Source organism: Sphingobacterium sp. UME9 (assembly GCF_014170215.1).
Lineage (GTDB): Bacteria > Bacteroidota > Bacteroidia > Sphingobacteriales > Sphingobacteriaceae > Sphingobacterium > Sphingobacterium paramultivorum.
Window position 1 is genome coordinate 699,335 of record NZ_LZZP01000013.1, and the last position, 22,397, is coordinate 721,731.

The 22,397-nt window shown below is 37.7% G+C and carries 21 protein-coding genes; 11 read left to right on the forward strand and 10 right to left on the reverse strand.

The window, feature by feature from the left end; translation table 11 throughout:
• Positions 1-418: 418 nt before the first annotated feature.
• The 4 genes from A9970_RS22065 to A9970_RS22080 all read left to right on the forward strand — a co-directional run bounded on the left by A9970_RS22065 (position 419) and on the right by A9970_RS22080 (position 3,951).
• A complete protein-coding gene (locus tag A9970_RS22065) occupies positions 419-1,261 on the forward strand; it encodes a hypothetical protein (protein WP_182983717.1) in 843 nt (280 codons plus the stop codon).
• A gap of 402 nt (positions 1,262-1,663) precedes the next feature.
• A complete protein-coding gene (locus tag A9970_RS22070; RefSeq protein ID WP_182983718.1) occupies positions 1,664-1,825 on the forward strand; it encodes a hypothetical protein in 162 nt (53 codons plus the stop codon).
• 32 nt (positions 1,826-1,857) lie between these two features.
• Positions 1,858-3,522, forward strand: coding sequence for a hypothetical protein (locus A9970_RS22075; RefSeq protein WP_182983719.1), 1,665 nt, complete (start codon positions 1,858-1,860; stop codon positions 3,520-3,522).
• Between the two features lie 258 nt (positions 3,523-3,780).
• A complete protein-coding gene (locus tag A9970_RS22080; protein WP_182983720.1) occupies positions 3,781-3,951 on the forward strand; it encodes a hypothetical protein in 171 nt (56 codons plus the stop codon).
• Here the strand turns inward: A9970_RS22080 and A9970_RS22085 are convergent, their stop codons facing one another.
• From A9970_RS22085 to A9970_RS22095, 3 genes are all read right to left on the reverse strand, one after another.
• Positions 3,952-4,752, reverse strand: a complete 801-nt coding sequence (locus A9970_RS22085; RefSeq protein WP_182983721.1) for a DUF1080 domain-containing protein — start codon at positions 4,750-4,752, stop codon at positions 3,952-3,954.
• Between the two features lie 144 nt (positions 4,753-4,896).
• On the reverse strand, positions 4,897-5,259 hold the full coding sequence (locus tag A9970_RS22090; RefSeq protein WP_182983722.1) for a VOC family protein: 363 nt from the start codon (positions 5,257-5,259) through the stop codon (positions 4,897-4,899).
• Positions 5,260-5,264: 5 nt separating this feature from the next.
• Positions 5,265-5,468 (reverse strand): ArsR family transcriptional regulator, encoded by a 204-nt coding sequence (locus tag A9970_RS22095; protein WP_182983723.1) that lies wholly within the window; start codon positions 5,466-5,468, stop codon positions 5,265-5,267.
• 195 nt (positions 5,469-5,663) lie between these two features.
• On the opposite strand from A9970_RS22095, the gene A9970_RS22100 reads away from it, so the two are divergent.
• Complete coding sequence (locus A9970_RS22100) at positions 5,664-7,682, forward strand: recombinase (protein ID WP_182983724.1); 2,019 nt, start codon at positions 5,664-5,666, stop codon at positions 7,680-7,682.
• A gap of 117 nt (positions 7,683-7,799) precedes the next feature.
• Here A9970_RS22100 and A9970_RS22105 read toward each other — a convergent pair whose 3' ends face one another.
• Both A9970_RS22105 and A9970_RS22110 read right to left on the reverse strand, forming a co-directional pair.
• Positions 7,800-8,030: a hypothetical protein gene (locus tag A9970_RS22105; RefSeq protein ID WP_182983725.1), complete on the reverse strand. Its 231-nt coding sequence runs from the start codon at positions 8,028-8,030 to the stop codon at positions 7,800-7,802.
• 97 nt (positions 8,031-8,127) lie between these two features.
• Entirely contained in the window at positions 8,128-9,036 is a 909-nt protein-coding gene (locus tag A9970_RS22110; RefSeq protein ID WP_182983726.1) for a diacylglycerol kinase family protein, read from the reverse strand.
• Positions 9,037-9,087: 51 nt separating this feature from the next.
• Between A9970_RS22110 and surE the strand changes: the two genes are divergently transcribed.
• Both surE and A9970_RS22120 read left to right on the forward strand, forming a co-directional pair.
• Positions 9,088-9,822 carry a 5'/3'-nucleotidase SurE gene (gene surE, locus A9970_RS22115; protein WP_182983727.1) on the forward strand — a complete coding sequence of 245 codons (735 nt, stop codon included), beginning with the start codon at positions 9,088-9,090 and terminating at the stop codon, positions 9,820-9,822.
• Positions 9,823-9,846: 24 nt separating this feature from the next.
• Positions 9,847-10,875, forward strand: coding sequence for an aldo/keto reductase (locus A9970_RS22120; protein ID WP_182983728.1), 1,029 nt, complete (start codon positions 9,847-9,849; stop codon positions 10,873-10,875).
• Between the two features lie 93 nt (positions 10,876-10,968).
• On the opposite strand, the gene A9970_RS22125 is transcribed toward A9970_RS22120, so the two are convergent.
• Both A9970_RS22125 and A9970_RS22130 read right to left on the reverse strand, forming a co-directional pair.
• Positions 10,969-12,165, reverse strand: a complete 1,197-nt coding sequence (locus tag A9970_RS22125; RefSeq protein WP_182983729.1) for a GAF domain-containing sensor histidine kinase — start codon at positions 12,163-12,165, stop codon at positions 10,969-10,971.
• Positions 12,166-12,203: 38 nt separating this feature from the next.
• Positions 12,204-12,383, reverse strand: a complete 180-nt coding sequence (locus A9970_RS22130; protein ID WP_075993737.1) for a lmo0937 family membrane protein — start codon at positions 12,381-12,383, stop codon at positions 12,204-12,206.
• 209 nt (positions 12,384-12,592) lie between these two features.
• Between A9970_RS22130 and A9970_RS22135 the strand changes: the two genes are divergently transcribed.
• Both A9970_RS22135 and A9970_RS22140 read left to right on the forward strand, forming a co-directional pair.
• Positions 12,593-13,465, forward strand: a complete 873-nt coding sequence (locus tag A9970_RS22135; RefSeq protein WP_182983730.1) for an AraC family transcriptional regulator — start codon at positions 12,593-12,595, stop codon at positions 13,463-13,465.
• Between the two features lie 124 nt (positions 13,466-13,589).
• Complete coding sequence (locus A9970_RS22140) at positions 13,590-14,810, forward strand: TCR/Tet family MFS transporter (protein WP_182983731.1); 1,221 nt, start codon at positions 13,590-13,592, stop codon at positions 14,808-14,810.
• 169 nt (positions 14,811-14,979) lie between these two features.
• Here A9970_RS22140 and A9970_RS22145 read toward each other — a convergent pair whose 3' ends face one another.
• On the reverse strand, positions 14,980-15,618 hold the full coding sequence (locus A9970_RS22145) for an isochorismatase family protein (RefSeq protein WP_182983732.1): 639 nt from the start codon (positions 15,616-15,618) through the stop codon (positions 14,980-14,982).
• A gap of 414 nt (positions 15,619-16,032) precedes the next feature.
• Between A9970_RS22145 and A9970_RS22150 the strand changes: the two genes are divergently transcribed.
• Together A9970_RS22150 and A9970_RS22155 are read left to right on the forward strand one after the other, a co-directional pair.
• Positions 16,033-18,381 (forward strand): TonB-dependent receptor, encoded by a 2,349-nt coding sequence (locus A9970_RS22150; RefSeq protein ID WP_182983733.1) that lies wholly within the window; start codon positions 16,033-16,035, stop codon positions 18,379-18,381.
• A gap of 225 nt (positions 18,382-18,606) precedes the next feature.
• A complete protein-coding gene (locus tag A9970_RS22155; RefSeq protein ID WP_182983734.1) occupies positions 18,607-19,062 on the forward strand; it encodes a hypothetical protein in 456 nt (151 codons plus the stop codon).
• Positions 19,063-19,113: 51 nt separating this feature from the next.
• On the opposite strand, the gene A9970_RS22160 is transcribed toward A9970_RS22155, so the two are convergent.
• Positions 19,114-19,623 (reverse strand): STM3941 family protein, encoded by a 510-nt coding sequence (locus A9970_RS22160; RefSeq protein ID WP_182983735.1) that lies wholly within the window; start codon positions 19,621-19,623, stop codon positions 19,114-19,116.
• 201 nt (positions 19,624-19,824) lie between these two features.
• Entirely contained in the window at positions 19,825-22,287 is a 2,463-nt protein-coding gene (locus A9970_RS22165) for an outer membrane beta-barrel protein (RefSeq protein ID WP_182983736.1), read from the reverse strand.
• Between the last annotated feature and the right edge of the window lie 110 nt (positions 22,288-22,397).

Below are 22,397 nucleotides of genomic sequence, written 5' to 3' on the forward strand. Positions count from 1 at the left end.
TCTTGTACAGCGCGTGTGTCATGTTGCAATTGATTGTTTTATATTCTGAGTTACGAATTTGTAGCTTGTTGTAGTCGATTTGTTGTCGTTTTGGTATGTTTTTGTGGTCAAATTGAAGCCTTTTAACCCTTGATTAAGTTTTGAATTTTTGGCTTATTTGTTAGAGAAAGATTTCAGCCATAAATCAACCGCCAATGAAAGGTGCCTACCGAAAAGTAACACGATATACATACTCAATTTGTTGTTGTACACCATTTATCGGTCGTTTACATGGATCAAAAGCTGTTTATGCGAATCTTATTTGAAATCAAGAAACTTAATAATGAAAGGTCTTATCATGGTAAAGGGTTTATTTTTTAATCAAAAAATTTCTAGAGATATTACAAGGTCTGGATATATTCCAGTATATGCCATAAAGATGAAAAAAAAGCTCTTTTATTCGTTGGAAAGAACATATTTAGGTAAAGCATATGTTACGCCGTTATTGCATGTGACTTATCAATGGAGAACGAAAGGATTGTTAGGGAGCGGGACTAAGGATATTCAATTAAGTCAAAATGGACAGGGAACTGAAATTGTTGAAGTGTTGAACACAATTGAGAGAGACCTTAAACATCGACAATATCATAGTATATTTTGGGGAAGTATGAGTGTCATCCTATTTCTTATGATTCTTACGTTAAGTTTTTTCTTCAGAATAAAACATAAAGCGCAGACAGATGAATGTATAAAACTAAGAATGCGGAATGAAGATTTAGAAAACCGTCTGAATGGTGAACTCGGCTATCAAAAAGATGATCGAATGAAATTGCTTTCTCAAATACAAGTACTACAATCACAGAATGAACAGATGCAAAAGGCAGCGCTATTTGATGCATTACAGATCGAACGTAAAAATAAACTACTTGATCATTTGAAGGTCGTACTTGTAGAAACAGAAGGCAATGAAAATGTGGGGGTATTTGAACGGATGATAAAAGATGAACTGCGATTTGATGAAGTGACGGGACAACCTATTCGCGAATTTCAAGCCATCAACCCTGATTTTTTTCTAAAACTAAGACTGTTGTCTGAAAACAAGATCACTGCACTCGAATTAAAGCATTGCGCATATATGTACCTCCAGCACAGTACACTTGATATTGCGACTGCATTTCATATTGAACCCAAAAGTGTTCGTGTGACGAAGTATCGAATAAAGCAAAAGTTGAAATTAGAAAAAGAAGTGGATCTCGAGGCCTATTTACAAAGTCTGGTTTAGACCGAGATGATACGCTGTTATCCATTTTTTAGGATATATTTTTTGTTGCTTTCCGCTAGCGCTAACATGTTGTTTGTTTGGGTTAATTTGCTTGATTTTGTGTTTCTTTATTTTTCCTTTGTTGTTTATTTGTCTGTTTTTTAGGGTTTTATTTTATTGTTTTGGACTTGGTTTGTGTCGAATCATATCGATTTTTGATGTTATTATCTGTTTGTTTGTTAGGTTTTTATGTTTTGTGTGGTCAAATTGTAGTCACGTTTGTGGTCAAAATGTAGTCTTTGTTTTTAAATATTTTTCTTTTTCATATATAAGTTTGCGTAAATATTATCGACGATGTTGTTTAGGTCATTTTTAGGCTTAATTCAATTAAGTATCGATGTAATTAAACCAAATTTCAAAAAAATGAAAAAAGAAAAGAAAACCTACGAAGCACCTATTATGGAGGTGCAAACAATTGAGCTGGAACAAGGGATTGCTGCAGGTTCGGGCGGTACAGGAAGTCCAAATCCTGGTGTTGGCGATTGGGGAAATGGTTCTGGAGGCGAAGGTAACGGCGATTTATAAACTAACATCTATTTATTTAAATTAACAATTTTATGAAAATATCACGTTTAAAGCGTTTAAGTTGGACCGTTACATCTATTGCCCTATTGTTGGGAAGTACGGTTACATTCTTTGGATGTTCTAAGGAAGATGGTCGTATTGATCAGACTGAAGAAGGAACAAAACTGGATGGAACGAAGCTGGTTCTCAAAGTATCGGGTATAGATGAGACGCAGCAGACAGCATCTGTCAAAGGTAAAGCCAGTACAAATTCGACCAGTTTGAATGGTCCAAAACTATTGGAGTTTCCAGAATTTGATGCATTGATTGAAATTGATAATAATGTTCCATTTAAGGCGGCCCAGTTTACCACTAAGGCTGCAGCAACATCTGCACATGGGGCACGTGCCGCCGCGATGGACAATGGCATTACTTATCGTTTATTCTTGTTTTCACAAGACGGCAGCCAACTGGTATCTTCTACGCAATTTACAACAGGGAGTCAAGGAGCAATTGATGTGACGCAAGGCCAAACCTACAAATGGGTAGCTTTATCTTACAATAATGGTGAAGATATCCCTAACATCAATACGGGCAATACAACGATTGCGCTTCCAGCTGGAAAAGATGTGTTGTATGCAGCGGGTGAGGTTGCTGTGCCCACGGGAGGAGCAAATGTAAATGTTCCGATCAACATTTTATTTAAACATAAATTTGCCCGTTTGGCGGTAGAACTGAACTCGATGGGGATGTTCGCTAATATGACCGGCGCTAAGGTAGAGATCGCAGGAATAAAAACTGCCACAATTGATGTTGGTAACGGTACACTTTCTAACCTAATTTCTGCTGATCAAGAAATAGCCTTTTCAAGTTTTGCGGATATTGACCCGTCTTACCAAGATGCAAAAATCGCTTATGTGTATACTGCAGACCCTGCAGCGGTATCTGGTGGGATAAAAGTAAATGTCTCAAATTTGGCATTGAAAATAGATGATAATTCAACGCGCCAATTCTCATCGACTCCAGCGAATTTTACTTTCAATATTACACCGGTATTAGGAAACAGCCATCGTCTATTGGTCAATTTGTTAGAATCACCTTTAACTGTGGACGGAGTAAGATGGGCGAGACAGAATATTTACTATCAGGCAGGGCATAATCCATATCGTTTTCACCATACCTATGCACATTCAAATGCCAGAAATACTTACTTTTCATTCAAAGGGCTAGTGCCTGATCGATTTGGCGTCAATAGTGATCCTTGTAACGAAGTGTACCCTAAAGGTGTGTGGCGCCAAGCTAGTGAAAGTGATTTTCGGAAGCTGACCGGCTTTTTGGGAATCGGTGGTCAGAGTCCGACATACGGGACAAGTAACGGTAGAGGTTATTTTGAATATAACGCAAGTGGAACAGGCGCACCATATCCAAATAACAAACTTCACTTCAACTTCAATGGGGGCAGTACCTCTTTCGCTGTGGTGAATGGTCTTGTACAGATCAACCTGGGCAATTTCGGAACTCGCGCAGAAATCTGGACCGGTTCCTCGGGTATTAAAATTGGAGGACTACTTGGTTTGGGTGCGTGGTATTACCACGGTGAAAAAGGAATCTTCGGGAACAATAGTGCGGATCTGACAGCAAATCTACTTAACATATCTGTCATTGGCATAGACTTGATCGAGACACAGATGAAAAATGTGCGTTGTGTAAGAAATTAACATCGCGTTCTTATGATGATTAATGAGCTATTTAATTAGAATTTTGGATTTCGTTTAAATAGCGATAAAAGCGACCTGTTTTACAGGTTGCTTTTTATAATCATAGTGACCTGTTATGTTCCCATATCGTTAATTAAAAAAGCGAGATTGTGTTAGTTCTTTGTGTTTGAAATTTATGGAAACCTTGAAGTTTTCAATCTTCAACTGACCTTAACGCAATATGAGCTTTCTGAATAGCCAGTTATAAAAACCAATTTAATGAACGAAAATAATAAAGTTAGACCCCGATTTACAAAAGAAGTGAAGACGGATGTGATCAACGCAATTGTTAATGGCGAGTTGTGGCTTGAAGAAGCCATGGCGAAATATAATGTACAGGATAGGAGGACAGTCATCATCTGGCTAAGGAAATATTTGCGTAAAAAGTGATCACTTCTTTGGTTTAGGTAGTTCCTTAATCCATATATTTTTAAAATCTACAGGTTGACCTTCACTCTGTAATGCAATAAATCCACTGCTGAGCAACTTACCATCGATCTTAATTTTGGGGTCATATCCATTGGCTGTTCCACCTCCAATCTGAGGTCTTGAATATTCTAGTACGGTATCTCCGTTAATGATATGTTTGATTAACGAATCTCCTAATACAATCAACTCCCCTTTAACCCATTGATCACCATCATAGGTCTTCGAAGTAGAATTTAAACAATGTGAGGAAGCTATTTTGCCCTGATAGACCACATTGGTTCCAGGAGAACACATATTGCCTGTTGGGCGGGGCTGACCATCGCTCAGTCCTCCCAAAAGTTGCATTTCGACAGAAATGGGCCAATCCTGTTCTTTCAACATTGTTCTGGGATCCTGCGAATGAAACATAACGCCGCTATTACGAAGTGTATAGGAGGGGGCACCTTTATGGAGCTCGCCTACAAATCGATATTCAAATTTTAAATGATAATAAGAAAAGGGTGTTTTATAATACAAATGGCCAAATTGATCATTAAAATCATCATACTGATCATATCTGACCTTAATCATTCCATCTTCAACTCTAAAAGTATTTCCGTAGTTCACACCAACATCATGATGATGAATTTTGACAAACCAATCATTGATGTCCTTTCCGTTAAACAAGGATTTCCAGCCATTATTATCGCCCTGACCTTTCATTCCTGCGCATCCTGTAAAAATAAGACCGGTAGCTACTATTGAATAGATAATTCTTCGCATTGAAGTGATATTTGGTTTAAAATTGGATAGCAAGATACGATATATTCCATTAAACTTTACAGTCTAAGAAATATCGTGGACAGCCGTAGCTCATTGCCGTTAAGCGCTGGCTAGATCATAATAAGACAATTTAAACAATACTCATTAAACTTTATTTGATTTGGAATAATCTGTTATTCCGAGTTTATTTCCGAATGGATCATTAAATTCAACCGCTGACCCCGTCATGATCTCAAAGGGCTCGCTTAAAAATACAACTCCTTTTTCCTTTAAATATTCACATGTAGCTTTCACATCGGCAACGGTAAACCAAATAGTCGGTTTGTTATGTTGTACTGCACTAAGAATGATTGCAGGTTCATTGTTGCCTATTTTGAACGCAATCATTCCCTTATCCGAAAAATCGAATTTAGTTTCAAGACCAAGTTGATTTCCATAAAATTCCTTGGCGCTCTCCAGGTCCTGTGCTGGTAGAAAGAAATTGTCGTAATCTAAGAGTAAGTTCATGATGGTTACGATTTGATTTGTGATAGGTCAATGCCGAATGCTGTCAATTGGGATTCTCCAAGTTCAGTAATATAGAGGTGTCTATCGCTGGGATCTGTTTTTGCTAGCCAACCTTTTGTTATTAACACCTCCAATAAGAGCTGGCCGAGTTTTCCGCCGATATGTTCGTAACATAATTTTGCGGACTTCACTTTATCGTAGTTTTTCATTTTTGTCTGTTATGTTGGGCTTAATTTTTGATTTATAGTTTCTTAGCTATAAAATTATGAAAATGCAAAGGGAAGCAAAATGATCAAAATCATCTATTCAAGTGGCTATTTGACACAATGTGGCGTGTTATTCTTTTAGATTAAAAAAACAAAATGTACCTAAATTTGGTATCTAAATCAGGGATTTTATAATTTATGAAAAAAGAACAGGATAGAGAGCAGCAGGTAAGCAGTTTGTTTATACGATATAAAACTCAATTAGAAGACTCTGCTGATGTAAGTGTCGATTTTTTGGTTCTACTAGTGGATATCATTCGTCCCAAGCATACCAATCTGCTTTATCAGATCGATATTCAATTTTTACTGGACTATCTCAATGCCGCACCCGAGGAGCTGGAATGCTTTCAGCTTTATTTAAAAAGAATTCTGGCTAGTAAAGATTTTGATCAGTTGATTTCAGATACAGGAATTATCAGCTATGCGGATTTTTTTTACGAACTTAAAAAAAGGATCACCGAGCGATACTTACCTTTTCAGCCACCCAAGTCTACTTTGCAATATATATTAAATCAGGTTTTTTATAAACCTCGTGATGCTGATTGGATTGTTACGATTTCGCAAGAGCAGGTCGATGAACTGTTTCGTTTATGTAGATTCGAAACAATTTATGATGACGAAACTGGTTTTGGAATGATCGAAATATTGTATGGATTGGAACTGTTGGTTCAACGTATTACGGGGCGTGCAATGGAAACGGATGTAAACAAGATGGTACCTGAGTTTCAAAATTTTGATAGTCCATTTATAGCCATTATGCGGGAATTCACCGAATTGAATGACCGTATTTTGCAATCGGATGATAAGTTTATCTCCTCGGATGATCTGTCTTATAAACAAATTTTGGTACTTCATAAGCAGTGCGAATCGTATATTGAAACTGCCTTCGATAATTCACATCGTTTCGGAATTTCCATAAAGGTTAATCAATCACTTTTGCGCATGCGGCAGCAACTTGAAAGGATCCGAGAAATCTTACTTTTTTTAGTGATTGATAATCCGGAAGAAAAAAAGGAAAAGACGATTGCACTAGCAATGACCCTTATTGGTTACAATTCCCGAAAAAGCAATATTCGCAAATTGGTAGGGCAGAGTACACAGCTTTTAGCGTACGAGATTACTCATCATACTGCACAGACTGGAGAACATTATATTACTTCAAGTCGGCAGGAATATTGGAAAATGTTCCGTTCTGCCTGTGGTGGCGGCCTCATTGTGGGCGTAATGTGTATCGTTAAATTATTATTAGGTAACGTACACAGCAGTGAGTTTGGTCATGCATTTTTATATAGCCTGAATTATGCTATTGGCTTTACGTTAATTTATCTCTTTGGTGCTACCTTAGCCACCAAACAACCTGCAATGACAGCTTCAGCATTGGTCAACGCAATTGAGCAGGGGATTGCCGAACAGGCGACTAACAAGCATCGATATTGGATATTTGCTGAATTATTTGCGCGATTATTTCGGTCTCAGTTTATTGCTTTTGTTGGTAATGTTTTGATGGCTTTTCCGATGAGTCTTTTTCTTGTTTGGGTGATTCAACAATTGTTTCAGGTCAATATCGCGAGTGCCAAGTGGTTACATCTGGTCAATGACCTCAATCCGATAAAGACGCCCTTGGTCTTGCATGCCTCTATTGCAGGTGTTTTTTTATTTCTTTCCGGAATTATTGCCGGCAGTATTTCAAATAGGGACAAGCATAACTCCGTATATTATCGTATTCAGGAACACCCCATGTTGAAAAAGATATTTGGACAAGCAAAAACAAACAAAATAGCTTCGTTTTATGAAAAAAAATGGGCAGGAATCGTGTCTAACGTGTGGTTCGGGATCTTTATGGGTTCAACAGCTTCCATCGGACTTTTTTTAGGTTTAAATCTTGACATTAGGCATATTACATTTGCCAGTGGAAATTTGGCCTTGGGCTTATTTGGTCATGGGATGGAGCTCTCTACCGACATATGGGTTTGGGGCATTTTAGGGATTGGAATTATAGGGTTCTTTAATTTTGTGGTCAGCTTTTCGCTATCCTTGATGTTAGCCTTCCGCTCGCGAAATCTATCGTCGAAAGAATTGATTAAAATGGGAAAGGCTGTTTGGATCTATTTTAAAATAAATCCAAAACTGTTTTTCTTCCCACCTCGAAAAGGTTAAGGGACTTAATATTATTGTTGACTGCGATGTTTCACTTAATATTATTGTTGACTGCGATGTTTCGATGCCGAGAGGTATGTGCCCAAACGTAAAGATATAAGATGATTTTGCTATGATCTAAACATTGATGTCACCAGAAAGGTCAGGCTTATCTTCGTCATCTTTTTCTTTCTGTTCGGCTTGTGCTTCCTCCTCGTTATGGGTGCGATCGTCTTTGAGACCAGATAGATTGGTGTTAGGGCCCTCTTCTTCTTCTTTAGAAGCTTCCTCTTCCTGTGACTCGGACAAGTTTGGGCTTGGCTCACGTGGATCTGGATTTGGGATAGCAATCATGAGAAGGAGCACCATGCCTAGTTTATGGTTTATGTTTTTTGATCCGTTCATTTTAACTCGTTTTTTTAAAGAGAACATTTTTCGAACCATTATCGTTGGCTGAAATCGTATCTTATTTATTGCCTGTGATAATTTCAACTATACCTTCCAGCAAGGTAAGCTTCAATTGTTGGCCGAAGTAACTCTTGCGCTCATCATCGATGTGTATTTCTTTGCCTTCCCATTCCATCGACAATCGACTAGCCCGGATAGGTATTATTTTAAATTCGACGTCGGTTCCATTCAATAGTCCATCGATATAGCTTATAAGTTCCTGACGTTGATCGACAGTGACAATGATGATATCAAACTGTCCATCTCCAGGATCAGCATCAGCAGCAAGCACTAGCCTCGGTCCGATGCTTGGTATATTCATGATCTCAACTAGTATGCACTCTTTTTCATAGTTATTTCCAGCCACTGTAAGTCTCAGTGTGGTAGCGGGGAATGTTTCCACCAGCTTGCGGAGCTGTCTTAGTGCAGTTTTGATTTCATCTTCTGCACTAAGATCTTCCGTGTTTTTTTTATCCATTTTTTTCATTAGTATAGGAAATACCCCAAAACCGATAGATTCAATAAAATATAGGGGCTTTCTTTCTAATCCTATGACGATCCCTACATCGAATTTTTTAAGTAGAGAGTTTCTCCATAGACCAATAGCTTTTTCACAGTCTAGCGGAATACCAAGAGAAATAGCAATATTGTTTGCCGTGCCTTGTGGTAATATGGCGATCGGCCTCTTAAATCTTAGCTTTTTTTCCAGTAGACCCATAACGGTCATTCTTATGGTACCATCACCGCCGGCCAAGGCGATGATATCTGTCTGTGGGTCGATCTTTTTGACAGCATCTTTTTTTGTTACTACAGTGCAATTGTGGCCAAGATCTTCAATCAATTGACATAGTTCGTCTTTGTCTCCATTCGAGTCATCCCCAGCAGCAGGATTGTGTACTAACCTTATGTTTTTGCCATGTTCTTTCATAACAGCAGAACAAAGCATGCTTGAGATTGGTTTTCATAGAAAAGGACAGCTATGAATATACTTATCACCAATGACGATGGTATCTATTCACCGGGGATTGCGGCACTGGCACAGACGGCGAAAGAGTTTGGAACGGTTAAGATTGTTGCCCCCGATGTTGAGCAGTCGTCAATGGGGCATGCTATTACGCATTCACGCCCCCTAAGCTATCGGCGTGCGCCTGTTACTTTTGCAGATATTGAGGCCTTTAGGGTCAATGGCACGCCGGCAGATTGTGTGGCCTTGGGTTTACATATGTTTCCAGATACGCAGGTTGTGCTTTCAGGTATTAATATGGGCCCAAACCTAGGCAATTCAATGTGGCACTCAGGAACATTGGCTGCGGCGAAGCAGGCCACATTGCTCGGGATTACTGGTATTGCATTGAGTACACCTGTTGGAAAGACAGAACCTGATTTTGAAGGGCTATCTCGGTGGACAATAGAGGTACTCAAGATATTACTGAAAAATAAGGGCCCTGCTCTTTATAATGTGAATTTTCCACCCAAACCCGAAGGGCTTTCCTGGACAAGACAATCAGTACGTTTATATGATGGCAGTGTGGTTCCTGGACAGGATCCCATGGGAAGGAAAAACTATTGGATCACAGTGGTGCCATTAGAACCAGCTGAAAAGGGGACTGATCGCTGGGCAGTAGAACACAATTTGGTCTCTATTACACCTTTACGTCTTGATCTTACAGCACATGATGAACTTGCGGCAAGGCAGACGAGCGAACATAAATAATAGGGAGTACTAAAACAATATAAGATGGTAACAGCCGAAAATTTAATACAAAAGAAAAGATTCCGTCCCACCAACAAAGCTGGATTTGGCGGAGTGGCATTGGGAAATGGATTTCAGCACAACTCAGATGTCGAATGCTTAAAGGCAGTCGAAGCCGCCTGGAATGCAGGGATAAGATTGTTTGATACCTCGCCATGGTATGGTTTGGGTATCAGTGAACGTAGGATGGGCTTATTTTTAAAAGATCAGCCTAGAGAAAGTTTTACGTTGTCAACAAAAGTAGGCCGATTAATGTTGCCGCAGGAGGATTTTAAAATGGAACAATCGTTATGGAAAGGAAAATTAAATTTTGCTTACCAATATGATTATAGTGCTGCAGGAGTGAGAAGAAGTATTGAAGATAGTCTGCAGCGCTTGGGATTATCTTCCATTGATATGGTATTTATTCATGACCTTTCACCTGACAATGGAGATATGAAAGACAGCTATACACATTATTTTGAGCAAGCTATTCATGGAGCAATGCCCGAATTGACTAAGATGCGAGAAGAAGGAGTTATTAAAGGTTGGGGACTGGGAGTTAATACCGTTACTCCTATCTTACAGACATTGGAAGTTGCCGATCCAGATATTTTTCTTTCGGCCTGCCAGTATTCATTGATAAAACATGACGATGAACTGAATCAGGTTTTCCCGAAAGTTGCTGAAAGAGATATTTCCATTATTGTAGGAGCTCCATTATGTGCTGGATTTTTATCGGGTAAAGACCGTTATCTCTATGATGGGAAGTTTCCTGCCGGTGTTAAAGAAAAGCTAAATGCTCTGCAACAGGTCGCGGAAAATCACGCTGTGGATCTCCGTACAGCAGCATTGCAATTTGCAGCGGCTCCCGAAGCAGTGTCCGGTGTTATACCCGGAGCACATACCGCTGAGCAGGCCGTGCAAAATGCAGATTCCTTTAAGGCCAAAATTCCCGCCGACTTTTGGAGAGAGTTAAAACATGATAAACTTATTGAAGAACACGCACCGGTACCCAATACCCAACATACCTGATAAGACTAAGGGTGTGATTAGCACACCCTTTTTCTGTTGAATAAAGTATCTCAGCGAAAACTAATTCTCGCTGAAATCATTGTCTATACTTTATTATTGAACAACTGTAGCTGAATCTATGGGGATCATCAGGTTAAAAGTAATTTTATTGTCCTTTAAATTTACGACTATTTTTCCCTTATGAATTTTTACTATTTCACTCACAATAAATAATCCTAATCCGAGCCCATTACTATTGACTCCTTTTACGAAAGGCTTAAATAGATCTGTAAGATCTGAATATTGAGGATAGGCGACTTCATTTGTAACACTAAAAATGAAATTTTCTTTTTGAATGCATGCATTTATTTCGATATTTTCATGAGGATTACCATGTTTTATAGCATTTCCAATTAAATTAGCGAAAGCCCGCCCCATTTTCTGATGATCACAGGGTATATCAACTGGAAGGTTGATGTTGGCGATTAGTGCTCTATTGTGTAATACTTCAAATTCCGATAAGATTTGCTTAATCAATGAATCCATGCGGTAATGATCATTAATTCTAATTAGCCTGTCTTGAAGACGGATACTACTGAAATCTAAAATGTCATCTATCACACCTTTTACCCGTGATGAAGCCTCCTCTATTTTCTTTATTAAGTTTTTTTGGCTTTCATCTTTAATGTTTGCGCCAAGATATTGCGATATCACTTTTACGATGCTGACGGGATTATTTAAGTCATGGGCCAAGGACGACAAAACGAGTTCTCTGTTTTTGGAATAACTAAGTTCCTGTTCTAATTTTCTTCTCGTATTTCTACGTTCAATTGCAGTTTTAAAATCTATTGCAATCAAATCACTGCAAACAGGGAGCAACGTCTCCAATTTAATTGGGTCGAAGTGTACGGGTTCCGCATTCATGAAACTCAAATGTCCAACAATAGAATTATTTTTGTTAATAATCGGATAAGAGATATAGCTTTTTAAACCGAATTCATGAAGAACTTGTGTCCATTCGTCGACAGAGCATTGCTCGCTATCGTCAATGTAAATAGGTGAGAAACCTTTCCTTATTTCCTGATATATTTTAACGTAGTTTTCACTGTTTTTATTGACGATCTTCTGAGAATGATAGTCATAAACGCACCAATTCCCCCATTTACGGCCAATTTTCCTGCGTATCATGCCATACCTCATTTTCGTGTGGCCACATAAAGCCTCCAAAATTCTTTGACAGGAGTCGAAGTCGCTCTTCTTCGTATGCCTATCGTACCATTGATTTTGATTTAATTGGTTTGGGATTATCATTTTTACTGCCGGTCTATTTGTTTACTAATAGCTTTGACTTACTGTTGAGGTTGGTGCACCTTAGAATTACTAATACCCTTTATTGCGCGAAATATAAATGCTATGGCTGCAATAATTAAAAGAATATGAATAAAATCTTCTGTTATGAATCCGCCCACAAAAGTAACCGCCCAAACAATCATTACGCTAATAGCTACCGAATATAATAGGTCTTCCATATAATATTATTCTTTATTGAAGAACAATATCTAAATAGAATCGTTTCATAATTTTGTAACTTGATAAGAAAACTTACAAAAAAAAGCCGTTTTACATTAGTATAACGGCTTTTTTTCAATTTCTACGACTTAGGACGTTGATTCCCTTGGGAAAATGGTAAAAGTGATGAAAAACACATGTTATGCTGTTTTTTTAACGACATTTGAACATGGCTCTATTAATAACTTTGGATAATGTCTATCAATTGTATAATCTTGACCTTTCAAAAAAGACGGAAGGCATAGTTATTCTTAATCAACGACATGGCCCTGGGAAGAAGTATACAAGTCATAGCCGCATATTTGATGGATTATTATTAGGTTTTATGGTACAGGGATCTATGAAATCTCAAATCCATTTCTTAGAATATGAAGTAAATAAAGGGGACATTGCTATTTTGCAGCCACAATTGATGATCGACACGAAATCATTGAGTGAAGATGCTGAAATTATAACAATCGGTCTTTCATTGGATTTCATTACAGAATTTCCTGTTCTACGGGAGTTTGTAATGAACAATCAAATAAGATGGCAGCCAATTATTAGACTTCAATCGGAAGAAATTAAACTCCAAAATGAATTATTGACCCTTATACAAAACTTCTACCATAAAAAAGCAAGTCCCAATAAGACACAAATGCTACGGCATCTCGTCATGGTGCTAGTTAGTATGATTTCTGAAGTCTATTCTAAATTACCAAATAACAAAAATTTGGTAAAAAGCCGTACGCATGAGATTATCGATGAATTTTATCTGCTTGTTTCAAAGTATGCCGGGCAACAAAGAAGTGTTGTATTTTACGCTGAAAAACTACATTTAACACCTCAATATCTTTCAACTTTCCTCAAACAGAAAACTGGAAGATCGGCATTACAATGGATTGATCATATCACAATTCTACATGCTAAAACATTATTAAAATCTTCTAATTTATCAATCAAAGAAATCAGTAATGAACTTCATTTTGAAGAAACAAGCGTCTTTTGCAGATACTTCAAACGAATTGTTGGTTTGTCACCAACAACTTATCGAAACGAGTGATAGATGGTATTCGTTTAACTATCGAAGGCATTTACAGATTTTCAAGTAGACTTAGCTTTCAAATGGTACGTAAACACCATTAAATTGTCAATAGCTCCTTTTCTCGTCTGTTTAATTTTACAGCATGAAAAATACAGGAAAAAAAACAGCTATCGGGTTTATATTTATTACCCTGTTGATTGATATTACAGGTTGGGGCATTATACTTCCAGTTGTTCCTAAACTCATTGCAGAACTTATTCATGGAGACCTTAGCGAAGCAGCAAAATATGGAGGATGGCTCGGCTTTGCATATGCTATTACGCAATTTATATGTGCGCCTATAGTGGGCAATCTCAGTGATAAATATGGTAGACGCCCAATTATCTTAATTTCTCTTTTTGGATTTGCCATCGACTATATATTATTAGCATTGGCGCCATCTATCAGTTGGCTCTTTTTGGGAAGAATCATTGCTGGGCTAACTGGGGCTAGTATTTCAACCGCTAGTGCATACATCGCTGATATATCCACGGATGAAGATAGAACCAAAAATTTTGGTTTAATAGGCGCAGCTTTTGGCTTGGGGTTTATCTTGGGCCCGATAATCGGTGGTTTACTTGGATATTACGGAGCTCGAGTACCCTTTTATGCCGCCGCTTTATTATGCCTAGTGAATTTTCTTTATGGGCTGTTTTTTCTGCCGGAAAGTTTAGATAAGGATAAACGACGACCATTTGATTGGAAACGTGCGAATCCCATTGGAACATTTAATTTTCTGAAAAAACAATCGAAAATAGCGCGCCTTGTTGTTGCCTTGATTTTGGTCTATATCGCTCTTCACGCCGTGCAGAGTAATTGGCATTTCTTTACCATGTATAAGTTTAGTTGGACAGAACGGACGGTTGGCTTATCACTGGGGTTGCTCGGATTATTGCTTGGATTAGTACAAGGGTTTCTAATAAGATGGGTAAACCCTAAATTAGGCGACGAGAAAAGTGTATATTTTGGATTACTCTTTTATGCGATCGGTCTTATGCTATTCGCATTTGCTAGTGAAGGATGGATGATGTTTGTTTTCCTTATCCCATATTCCTTAGGCGGAATCTGTGGACCCGCACTGCAATCCATTATTAGCAAGAGTATTCCTTCAAATGAACAAGGTGAACTTCAGGGAGCGTTGGCAAGTTTGGTAAGTGCAACATCTATTATTGGACCTCCTATAATGACAAATTCATTCTACTATTTTACACAGGATAAAGCGCTATTTCAATTTTCGGGAGTGCCATTTTTTCTGGGATCCATTTTAATTTGCATGAGTGGAATCATTATATATTTTGTTTTTCAACGAAATAATAACCATTAAGCAACGGGCTAGAAACATGCTGACGATGTTAAAGGTTTAGACGATGGAGGATACACCTGTTTTGCTACAGCCCATTTGTCCTTTATTTTTTCAAGGAAAGCGGAAGGTAATCTACGGGATGAACTTATGTAAAAGCGATCGCGCAGATGGTTATACAAAATAAAAATACTTATTTGCTTTCTAGTGCGACTTCCTGTGCTTTATAATAGCTTTCTATTAAAGCTTGATAATTAGGCATCACCAAGGAAAGTGCATGTGCATATTTCGCAGCGTCAGTATGTTTCCAACTTTTTAATATTTCGCTAATTACAGCTGTGGTCGTAATGGGGATAACGCCTGCCAACTGTAATCGAGAAATTGTTACTTGTGTCGATAATGGGCTCATATCACCTGAAGCGTCAATGACAGCAAAAACTTCATAACCTTCAGAAATTGCTGAAATGGCAGGAAACGCCACACAAACACTTGTTAATACACCCGCAATAACCAATTTTTTCTTACCAGTTGCTTTGACAGCTTCAACAAATGCTGGAGTATCCCAGGCATTTACCTCACCCGTACGTCCGACATATTGTGCATGTGATGCATTTTCGTGGATTTCTGGCATCAATGGACCATTCGGCCCCTTTGGTTCTGAAGCAGTTGTAATAACAGGAATGTTTTCAATAGCGGCGACCTGTGAAAGAGCGACTACATTACTTCTTAATGTAGGTACTTCAATATCTTTTACGGTCTGGAATAGTCCACTTTGGTGATCGATCAGTAAAAATGCTACATCGTCCGCGTTGATCCTTGTTGTAAGTGCCATGATTTTAAGATTTAAAATGTTAATACTAATTTTTTAATAATGACAATGGTTCCGGTATGTCATGAAATATAACCTAGAGGAACCTGTTTTCTTTTGTTTGATAAAGTTAGGGGCTGTTGAAGCAGCAAAAAATGGAGTACAACAAGCGTAAAACATAATGTACATTAAGGTTCATTTCTGCTATTATCATTATTGCATTCTAAAAGAATAATCGCTCGAGATATTTGATCGCTTATTATTCTAAATTTTTAGCTTTAAGTATTTCCTAACTTTACTATATTTGCCGTTAATAATAATTAGTCTAAATAGTAATTATCTCTTTTTCAGAACAGGCTTTCCCAGATAGAAAGGTTTGGAAATAAACAGATATCAATATGCGGACAGGACGAGTGATTTTTTAAATACCTTCAACACGTGAAAACAACAACAAGATCTTGGTTTATTACCCCAAAAACAACATTGGCGAGCAGTCTATTGGTTTTAAGTTTTTCCATAATTCCAGCAATAAGTTTTTCCAGGGAAAGACCGATTGCTGTTAAGAAAAATGGTAATGATCAAGAATCGGGGACAATTAAGGGCAAGGTGAAAAATTCAGAAGGGAAAGGTTTGTCCAATGTGTATATCAATATTGACGGGATAAATAGCGCCAAGACTGATAATGAAGGGAATTTTATTTTTTCAAAGATTCCTAAAGGAATTCACTCCATCACCGTAAAGCATATTGGTTTTCAAGAAATCAAATCGCAGATCGCACTGGAAAGGGAAACCCTCGAGCTCCCAGACTTTGTCATGGAGCAAACAAGTAATCATTTGAATGAAGTTGTCGTAACGGCGAGCCGACTGGCTGAAAGTATTGACGAAGTGCCATCATCAATTACCTATATCGGAGGTAAGACCTTAGAAGATCAGCGTCTGATAAATGACAACCTACCCAATATTTTAATGCAGAAAGTGCCAAGTATCTCTCCCAGTGAGGAAAGCCAAAACAATTTTATTGCTAAAATACGTGGTCGGAATTTTTTGGTACTTATTGATGGAATTCCTCAATCTACTCCTTTAAGAAATGGCGGAAGAGATATGAAGACGATAGACGCTAGCGCAATTGACCATATTGAGGTCATCAATGGTGCTTCTGCAATGTATGGAAATGGCGCCGCCGGTGGTATAATTAATTACATAACAAAGAAGCCAAAGACAGACAGGAGTTTTCATTCTTCAACCTCTTTAAATAATTCCCTAAGTTTGGTCAGACCAGATGAAACATATGGGTATAATTTGGCACAAGTATTTTCTGGATCGAAAGACAAGTTTGATTATGTTGTGCAAGGAAAGATTGCGCGAACAGGTGTCGTACGTAGCTCCGATGGTACCATTGTAAGTCCATTTTATGGCCTGGGCGAGACAAAAAGTTATAATGCCTTAGCGAAGATTGGTTATCAGATTAACGATAATCATCGTGTTGAACTTATGGGTAACTATTATAGAAGTGTTCAGGATAGTAAATATGTCGGTACTAAGGGGGAGTTTGGCAGTAAACCTGCTATAGGTATACCTTCAGATACAGTGATTAATGGTGGGACACCTTACAATAAAGCTTTTCATGTAAAGTATGATGGTAACTTTGGTAGAACCTCAGCAAATATGAGTCTGTATTATGAAGATATGAACACGGTATTTGAAAGCTACAACCAAACATATTCTGATCATAAGGGAGCCAGACTAAATTTTAGTACGCCCTTTAATCTATCCAACAGCAATAAGGTAACTTTAATTTATGGAGTAGATCTTTTAAAGGATCACACGGTTCAAAAAACGTTGGACGATGGATTAGTGACACCCGACATGAATATGAAAAGTGGCGCCCTATACCTTCAAAGTAAGTTTAACCTGGCTGAATATTGGATCTTAAAAGGTGGTGTGCGATACGAAAACTTGGATTTCAAGGTAGGAGATCTAACAAAAGCAGGGAAAGTCACTCCTGGAGATAAGAGCAACTCAAACGCATTTGTATTCAACTTGGCAGGAAGGTACAATAAATTAAAATACCTGCAGCCCTTTGTATCATTTTCACAAGGGTATTCTATCGGCGATGTAGGACTTGTATTACGGAATGGAGTGCCTTTGAGTCAAATTGATCCGAAGCCTGTAGTTGTCAATAATTTTGAGTTGGGGCTAAATGGAACCTATGCTATGTTAAGTTACCAATTGACAGGGTACTATAGCTCTTCCAAAAAGGGTAGTACTTTCGCAGAAACTTCAACGCCAGGTAATTATGAACTGATTCAAGTGCCTCAACGTATTTATGGTTTGGAATTTGTAGTGGATGTAACCCCTGTTGACTGGTTGAAGTTTGGTACTATACTCGGGTATATGGATGGTAGGCAAGATTTGAAAAATGAGGGAAAATATAAGGATAAATTGGACAACTCCATTATTTCACCTTTTAAAGTAAATATCAATGCAGATTTCAAATTGACAGATCGGTGGAATGTCTATCTGCAGTATTTACATTTGGGGAAACGCGATGTGTTTCAACCTTCTGAATATAATTATGGCAAATATCCGATTTCGGGCTATGGTCTGATGGATTTCCAAACACGCTACAAATTAAAGAATCTGGCGTTCATTTTTTCAGTTAATAATATCCTTAATAATGATTACTTTCCACTGCACGCGGAGGTGAGGGGAGCTACAAATGAAGGCCGTTATTATGTAAAAGGAAGTGGAACAATAGCGAATTTAGGTATTCAACTGGATTTGTAATACAACAATTTGATACGATTAATAGAAACAAGCCCCTGTAAGATTTTATAGGGGCTTGTTTGTGACCATATTTCTTGTCACCTGCTTTGCGATTTAGCGCGTTGAAAAAGAGCTTTGAATAGGATAAAAAAAATAATATCTTAGAAATATAGATTTGTTTTTTTTTTGATATCAAGGGATTTTTAATCTAAAAACAATTACAGCTCCCAAAAAGGATAATGAAATATGTTTGAGAAAATCAATAATTCGCTTAATTTTTTGTCTCCGCTTGAAAAGGGAGCAATTCTTTTGAGCATAATATTGTTGATTAGCTCCTTGACTATGCCTGCGTTTTTTGTCGATCGAGGAGGAACCCAACCTGAAGAGGTTGGGAGTTTGGGCATCTTTTTAATGGGATGGATGGGCCCTCTGGGCGGAGCAATCATACCATTCTTATTTTGGTGTGCCAATCCGATCTATCTGTTTTCTGTTTGTCTTTTCTTAAATCGGAACAGGAAACAAGCTGTTTTTATAAGTCTCGTTCCCTGCGTGATCGCACTTGTATTCCTGCAAATGGACAAAATTATGATTAGCGAATCCGGCTCCGAATCACCCATAACATCACTTGGACCAGGTTATTTTTTATGGTTGAGTAGTTTTCTTGTCTTAAGTATTGGAACTGGAATGAAATTCAAAAAATAATCTTTAAACCGACTATGAAATTTCGTTTCTCGGCCAGTCTTTTCCCTCTTATTATCGCTTATACCGCTCATAATACTCTTCTATCAATTTTTTGAGTGTATTGAAATTAAGCGACAGTTGATCTGCCGAAACGGCTATTCCATTTTCGAGTACATGTTGTTGTACTTGTGGAGAGAACTGCTGCATATAATTTTCGGGATGGTGTAGCTTCAAAAAAACAAAATGGACGCCATGGGCCATTCCTGTCGAGACAGATTGAATAGCAGTCCATTTTACAGTCCCAGCCTTTATTCCTACTGGCGTACCATTATATCGAATGCCATTTGCGTTCAATATTAGGCCAGTCCGATCTTTAACAAATAGACTTTTTACTCCGCCAATTAGACAATAACATCCTAAGCCCCCTAAGGTCAACATCAATGCTCCAGGGAAAATTCTTATTTTTTCAGCGACAAAGAAAATATAGTAAGCAAATGCCAAAGCCGCTATCGTCAACAGCAAGCCAAATAGCGCTAATTTCAGACGTTTTTTGTTATCGAATTCTATGATAGTCTCATTCATAATTAACGTTCTCTTTCACATGTTTATCGGACTAAGTTAAAACAACGCTTTTCAGATTTTCATGCGAATTTCAATTCGTATGGATTCGTTTTAAATTCGCAGTATTTTGAGGTCTATCTGTATTTAAGCTATTTTCTAAACTTAATTATATCCAGCGCTATGCTTCCACGAATCATCTTTGACGATTAACGTATTGATGGATTAATCTATCCTCGAATCTTTTTCCAGCTTTTTGGTCTGTTTTGCGGAGAAGGTCTTTCCGAAATTGTAACTGAAACTCAATTTTGCATAGCGTGACTTCAATTTATTCACTGTTTCAATGCTAATCACATTGCCTAAAATGGAAATAGGTGCTTTTTGTAAGTTGAAAATATCCTCAATCGTCAGGGATATATTTAGCTTGTCCCGAAGCACTTTTTGTTGTAAACCCGTCGTGATATATCCTGTTGCCCGATATTGCATTTGAAAACTATTTCTTTTCGAAGCATAAAAGCCGAATATTTGAACAGTAGTCTTTGGCAGAATATTAATAAAGGTGTTGATCGACCCACTAAAGTTGACAATCCCAGGTAACAAAATATCTTCTGTATTATTCGATCTGAAAGTCGGTCGTTGGGCCGATAAATATGTACTGACATTCACGCTGCTTCCAAATTTGTTTTGCGACATGACATAACCTCCAATTTGGTTTAGATTATAATCATTATAATAGTTAAACTCTGGACTTCCAACCTCCTCATTATATCTTGAGATATAGGTAAACATATTCTTCGAGGAGTTTCCATATAAAGAAAAGATCAGTGAGTGGTTGGTATTCCACTTATGTGAATATTGCAGATCTAGTCTATTTGCAAAATATGGCTTCAACTGTGTGTTGCCGTTGGTAAAATAGATGGGATTATTGGTCACCGCAAATGGATTGAGCATGTTATAACCTGGTCGTTCGATTCTTCTGTTCCCCGATAAAGTAATGCTGTTTTTAAGGTCCTCGAAATCATATCGTACATTAAAGTTGGGAAATAGATTAAGATAGTTGTTTTTAATCTGTTCGTCAGTTGAAAGGGATCGTAATTTATAATCGAATGATTCTAGTCGCAAGCCTACATCGAAGGAGAAGTGTTTATATTTACCACTCAGAGAAGAATAAGCAGCAAGTATATTTTCGTTATATTGAACCCTATCTTCAATATTTGCTTCTCCTCCGACGATATTTCCATCTGTGGTTAGATTCTTAAAGAAGCTTTCTGTATTTGCACGGGCATATTTTACACCAAATTTTAGATCTATACTCCTTCCAATGTTAGTTTTGTAATCTGTATTGAAGGTCCAGATTTCATATGGTCTCTTAATAATAAAATTTCTGCTATCATTTTCTGAGGAATTTATTTCCGTGTTAGAAAAATCATATGCCTTTCTCCAGAATGAAGTGTTATTCTCATTCGAGTATTTAGCGTAATTCATGCCGATCGAAAGCTTGTTTTTCTTTTTAAAATCTTTGTCGTAGATCAAATCGACGATATGGAAATTATTGTCTAAAAACATGAAGTCCCGCTGTTTAAGCTGCCTTTGAAATTCATCTTTCCGATTATAGATCGTGGCGTCTCGTTCATTTGGAAATTTACCATAAAAGCTGGCGTACCAATAATTAAAAGAGAGTGTACTTGTTGAATCTATATTATAAAGTGTATTGATTTTCATGGAATGTGTCCTTTGGGATCTTTCACTAACCTGCTCTTGTCTATAGAGATAACTAGAATCAGGTAAGAAATAGTTTTTTATAAGATCGTTTCGTTTATGCAAATTTTCACCATATGAAAAATTATAACCCAATGAAATTTCAAACTTACTTTTTTTGAGATTTAAATTAAGCGATTGGTCCGTTCCCCAAAGGGTAGAAACACTTGTACTTGCCGACCCAAAGAAGCCCAGATTGGAATTTTTCTTAAGTCTGATATCTAACACACCTCCGTCTCCTGCGGAATCATATGCTGCGCCTGGACTGGTAAGCACATTAACAGACAAGACCTCGTTGCTCGGTAGAGATTTCAGGTAGTTCAATAAATCCTGACCACCCAAATTGACTTTTCGACCATTTATCAATACAGTAGCCCCCTTTCCGAGCAATTGTAATTTGCCTTCCATTTCATCAACGGTTAATCCCGGTACCTGCTTGAGCAGTTCTGCTATATTTGTACTATTGCCTAATATATTGTTTTCCGCATTAAATCTATACCCACCGGTAATTAGCTCCAAGGTAGGTCTCTTGGAAGAAACCGCAACCTCCTCAAGTTTATTGTCAATCTTATGAAGCCTTATAGTACCGATATCTATATTGCTCCCGCTCGGCGTCTCGATTCTTTTTATCTGAGGCTGAAAGCCAAGGTGGTTGATTTTTAGGTAAAATGAGCGCTGACTATAGGTTAATTGGAAGTCTCCGCTTTCATTTGTCACCACTGTTTTGACAGGGGTGCTGCTACTTTGATGATCCATCAGGTATATTGAAACTAAATGAACGGGATCTGTGGTAATAGAATCGATTACTTTGCCCGTAAGAATAAAGGTTGAATCAATAAGAGAAATCTTAGTCGTGTTACATGAAGCATGAGAGATAGCAAAAAACAAGAGATTTGGGAGAACTAGGGCAATTTTTTTTAAGATATTCATATATTTAAGTTGCTTGTATTAAAGCCTGATGACAATTGTTTGTAGTTAATGACTATAGGTTAGTCGAACTCATAGAAAAAATGTTGCACGATTTATAATAAACATGATTA